Raw genomic sequence first — 4,812 nt, 5'->3', positions numbered from 1 at the left:
ACCCGGTCGGGACTCGGACGCTGCGAACCTCGGGTACCCGGCCCGGACTCGGACGCTGCGAACTCTCGGTACCCGGGTCCGGACTCGGACGCTGCGACTCTCGCTGCCCGGTCGGGACTCGGACGCTGCGAACTCTTGGTACCCGGCCCGGAGTCGGCCGCTGCGAACTCTCGCTGCCCGGCCCGGAGTCGGCCGCTGCGAACCTCGGGCACCCCGCCGGGCTCGGACGCGCCGAAGCCGTGCCCCCGCGACGGATCGACGCGCGAAGGACACGGCTCGTGCAGCGGATCCCGGAACCACGCCGGTGTCAACGCCCCGGCGGGCAAGGTCGCGCCCCGGTGCCACCCCCACAGCGCGCCCCGGCGGCAACGGCGCGCCCCGGTGCCACGCCCGCAATGTGCCCCGGCGGCAACGGCGCGCCCCGGCGGCAGCGGCGACGGAACCCGCGAAGTCCGGTGCTAGAGCGACAGGTTGCCGCTGCCCTGGTGAGCGCCGAGCGGCGAGTCGCCCAGCGGCAAACCGCCGAGCGGACCGCTGACGCCGCCCTTGGACTGGCCGCCCTTCGCGGACGCCTCGTCGGCCATGGCGGTCATGTGGTGCTCCATGGTGTGGGCCGCGCCCTCGGCCACGTGGTCCAGCGGGCCCTGGCCCGGGGTGAGCACCTCGCCGACGGGGAGCTTGTCGGTGACCTGGGTCAACGGGAACGTCGCGTCGGATGCCGACGGGAGGGCCGACCGGGCGTGCGACACGGTCGGGACCAGACCTGCGGCCGTGTCGGTCACCGGGGCCGCACCGGCGGCGCCCGCAGCGCCTGCCGCGAGTGCCACACCCAGCCCGGCCGTGACGGCCGCCTTACGCGTTACCGATCGCATGTGCATCCTCGGTTCTCGATTTCGGGCGGGGCGAAGCACACCCCGTAACGAAGTGAGACCGCAACGTAGCGACTCTCGGTGGAATGCGCAAAACGACCTCTATGGGTCGGTCGCGACCGTTCGTGCGGGTTGTCGACGCGACCGATCCCGCCGCGACCCGGCCGGTGGCCGATCTGGCCGGCCGGGTCGGCGACAGGTCAGTTGCGCCCGAACAGCCATTCCGATTTGAGCGCGGCGTAGCCCGGCTTGATCACCTCGTTGATCATCGCGAGGCGTTCGTCGAACGGCAGGAACGCGCTCTTCATCGCGTTCACCGTGAACCAGGCCAGGTCGTCCAGGCCGTAGCCGAACGCCTCCACCAGGTGCTCGAACTCGCGCGTCATCGAAGTGCCGCTCATCAGGCGGTTGTCCGTGTTGACCGTGACCCGGAAGTACAGCCGGCGCAGTAGGCCGATCGGGTGATCGGCGTAGGACGTGGCGGCGCCGGTCTGGAGGTTGGAGGTGGGGCACATCTCCAGCGGGATGCGCTTGTCGCGCACGTAGGCGGCGAGGCGGCCGAGTTCGACGCTGCCGTCGTCCTTGACCGTGATGTCGTCGATGATCCGTACCCCGTGGCCGAGCCGGTCGGCGCCGCACCACTGGAGGGCCTGCCAGATCGACGGCAGGCCGAACGCCTCGCCGGCGTGGATGGTGAAGTGGTTGTTCTCGCGCTTGAGGTACTCGAACGCGTCCAGGTGGCGCGTGGGCGGGAAGCCCGCCTCGGCGCCGGCGATGTCGAACCCCACGACGCCCAGGTCGCGGTGACGGTTCGTCAGCTCGGCGATCTCCAGGGAGCGGGCCGCGTGCCGCATCGCGGTGAGCAGTGCGCCGACCCTGATCCGGTTGCCGGCGGCCGCCGCGCGGCGCTCGCCCTCGCGAAAGCCCTCGTCGACCGCCTCGACGACCTGGTCGAGGGTGAGGCCGGCTTGGAGGTGCTGCTCGGGGGCGTAGCGGATCTCGGCGTAGACCACGCCGTCGGCCGCGAGGTCCTGCGCGCACTCGGCCGCGACCCGGAACAGGCCCTCGCGGGTCTGCATCACGGCCACGGTGTGGTCGAAGGTCTCCAGGTAGCGCTCCAGCGAGCCGGAGTCGGCGGCCTCGCGGAACCACACGCCGAGCGCGTCGGGGTCGGTCGTGGGGAGGCGGTCGTAGCCGACGGCCTCGGCGAGTTCGATGATCGTGGCGGGGCGCAGGCCGCCGTCGAGGTGGTCGTGGAGCAGGACTTTGGGCGCGCGCCTGATCTGCTCGACGGTGGGCGAGACTGCGGGGGTGTTCCGGTGACTGCTGTACATGAAAAGACTTTACTGCCTACGCGCGTAGATCATGTGTCGACGACGTGAAGATTCGACGGACCGGTCACGTCCGGGAGGTCCCTCCCGGCATGGGCCGCTCAGCCGTCGACGCGGCCCGCGGACAGCAGGCTGCCGCGACGACCCAGCACGAATTCGCGGAACAGCCGTACCGGCGTGGTCTCCGGGCGGTTGGGGAGCCAGGCCAGGCCGATCGTGCGAAAGGCTCGGGGCGCGGTGACGGCCAGTTGTACGGTGCCCGGCCGAGGCGCTTCCGGGGCCGGCAGCAGGGCCACGCCGAGGCCGGCCGCGACCAGACCACGCAGGGTCTCGGCCTCTTCGCCCTCGAAGGCGACCTTCGGGGTGAACCCGGCCTCGGCGCACAGCGCGTCGGCGATCCGCCGCAGGCCGTAGCCCGGCTCCATACACACGAAGACCTCGTCGGCGGCCTCCGCGAGCCGCACCCGCCGGCGGGTCGCGAGGCGGTGGTCGGCCGGGACCACGAGGTACATCCGCTGCTCGTCGAGCGCGCGCACCGCCAGGTCGGGGGCGTCGGGCAGCGGCGCGGTCAGGCACAGATCCAGTTCGCCGGCCCGCATGCGCTCGACCATCGCGCCCGCCGAGTCCTGGACCAGTTGAAAACGGATGCCCGGGTGGTCGACCCGAAAGGCGCGCAGCAGCCCGGGCACCGCCTCGGGGCCCATCGTGTGCAGGAACCCGAACGCGACCTTGCCCCGAGCGCCACCCGCGTCCGCGATCACCTCGTCGAGGCCGCGCTCCAACAGCGCGAGGGCCTGCTCGACGTGGCCGAGCAGGGCGTGTCCCTGTCGGGTCAGCGTCACCCCGCGCCCGGTGCGGGCCAGCAACGGCACGCCGATGTCGGCTTCGAGCCGGGCCATGGTGCGGCTGAGCGTGGGCTGCGGGATCCCCAGGCGAGCAGCCGCGCGGGTGATGTGCTCCTCGCGCGCGACCGCCGCGAACTGGACCAGGAGCGGGGCGATGGACGCGGAAACCTCCGCTGAGCTGCCTTCATACGACATGGCATCGATTCTGGCCGAAACATGCATTGGACGCATGAAAGAACCGCGCCTAGTTTGCTTGACATGCCTGCCTCGGACGTTGTCCCAACCGCCCCCTCGCCGACGCGCCACGTGCGTGGGTCGCGCGGATACCGCCGGGTGAACCTGGCGCTGTTCGCGGCGGGCTGTTCGACGTTCGCGATGCTGTACGCGACGCAGACGCTGCTGCCGGACCTGTCCGACCGATTCCACCTCGACCCCGCGTCCGCGAGCATCTCCGTTTCGGTCACCACCGGCGGGCTCGCGCTCGCGGTGATCCCGGTGAGCATGCTGTCCGAACGGTGGGGCCGCTCGCGGGTGATGACGGTGTCGGTGTTCGCGGCCGCGCTGCTGGGCGTACTGGCCGCGTTCGCACCGGACTTCACCACCCTGGTGGTGCTGCGCGCGATCCAGGGCGTCGCGCTCGCGGGACTGCCGGCGACCGCGATGGCGTATCTCGCGGAGGAGGTGGACGGACCCTCGCTCGGTTCGGCGATGGGGCTGTACGTCGCGGGCAACAGCATCGGTGGCATGGCCGGCCGGCTGGTCACGGGGTTGGCCTCCGACCTGGGCGGGTGGCGGGTCGCGCTGGTCGCGGTCGGGCTGCTGTCGTTGGGCTGCGCGGTGGCCTTTCGGGTACTGCTGCCGCCGTCGCGCAACTTCGTGCCGTCGACCATGACGGCCGGCCGACTCACCGGCGTGCTGCGCTCCCACCTCGCGGACCCGGTGCTGCGCCGGCTGTACCTGCTCGGCATGGTCTTCATGGCGGCGTTCGGCACGGTGTACAACTACCTCGGCTACCGGCTGCTGGCGCAGCCGTTCGGGCTGCCGCAGGCGGTGGTCGGCGCGATCTTCGTGATCTACCTCGCGGGCACGTTCAGCTCGGCGGCGTCGGGCCGGCTCGTCGGTCGGATCGGGCATCGCGCGACGCTGTGGACGGCCGCCGCGGTCACCGCCGCGGGCGCCGTGCTGACCCTGCCGGACAACCTGGCTCTGGTCGTGGTGGGCCTGATCGTGCTCACGGCGGGCTTCTTCGCGGGCCACTCGGCGGCGAGTTCGGCGGTGGGCCTGCGGGTCACCGAGGGCCGCGCACAGGCTTCCGCGCTGTACCTGGCGGCCTACTACTTCGGCAGCAGCCTCGGCGGTCCGGTCGGCGGGATGGCCTTCCACGGCACCGGCTGGGTCGGCGCGGTGGTGTTCGTCCTGGCCCTGATGCTGACCGCGGGCGGCGTGGCGGCGGGCCTCAAGGGCCGGGTCGCGGCCCCCGCGACGGCGCCGGCCGGCCGCCCCGACCACACCCGGCTGAGGTCGGCCGCGTGAGCGCCCCCCGGCCGGGCGATCGGGACGACTTCGGCCGGACGTACCACCCGCACACCGCGGCCGACGGCCTGAAGGTCGTCGGTTGCCTGATCGGCTGCCTGCTCCTGTTGGCAGCGGGCATCGTCGCGCTCTACGCACTGATCGGGTAGCGGGCCGGCGCGTGTCGCGCGCCGGACGCAGGCGGGGCCCAGGCTCGCGTCGGCGTACCGCCGCGTCGCTCGCCGACGCGCCGTT

At 72.5% G+C, this 4,812-nt stretch carries 5 protein-coding genes; 2 read left to right on the top strand and 3 right to left on the bottom strand.

The genetic code is table 11. The features are described from left to right. Positions 1-458 precede the first annotated feature (458 nt). From GT354_RS07215 to GT354_RS07205, 3 genes are all read right to left on the bottom strand, one after another. A complete protein-coding gene (locus GT354_RS07215; protein ID WP_161355419.1) occupies positions 459-872 on the bottom strand; it encodes a hypothetical protein in 414 nt (137 codons plus the stop codon). Positions 873-1,069: 197 nt separating this feature from the next. Next, a complete protein-coding gene (locus tag GT354_RS07210) occupies positions 1,070-2,203 on the bottom strand; it encodes an adenosine deaminase (protein WP_161355418.1) in 1,134 nt (377 codons plus the stop codon). A gap of 98 nt (positions 2,204-2,301) precedes the next feature. Further along, positions 2,302-3,240 carry a LysR family transcriptional regulator gene (locus GT354_RS07205; protein WP_161355417.1) on the bottom strand — a complete coding sequence of 313 codons (939 nt, stop codon included), beginning with the start codon at positions 3,238-3,240 and terminating at the stop codon, positions 2,302-2,304. A gap of 138 nt (positions 3,241-3,378) precedes the next feature. Here GT354_RS07205 and GT354_RS07200 point away from each other — a divergent pair, with 138 nt between their 5' ends. Further along, positions 3,379-4,578, top strand: coding sequence for an MFS transporter (locus tag GT354_RS07200; protein ID WP_161355416.1), 1,200 nt, complete (start codon positions 3,379-3,381; stop codon positions 4,576-4,578). After that, a complete protein-coding gene (locus tag GT354_RS07195) occupies positions 4,575-4,727 on the top strand; it encodes a hypothetical protein (protein ID WP_161355415.1) in 153 nt (50 codons plus the stop codon). Before GT354_RS07200 ends, GT354_RS07195 begins: the two co-directional genes overlap by 4 nt. Positions 4,728-4,812: the final 85 nt, after the last annotated feature.

Origin of the sequence: Streptomyces sp. SID3343 (assembly GCF_009865215.1) — a bacterium.
GTDB lineage: Bacteria > Actinomycetota > Actinomycetes > Streptomycetales > Streptomycetaceae > Embleya.
This window is presented reverse-complemented; position numbering and strand designations above follow the sequence as displayed.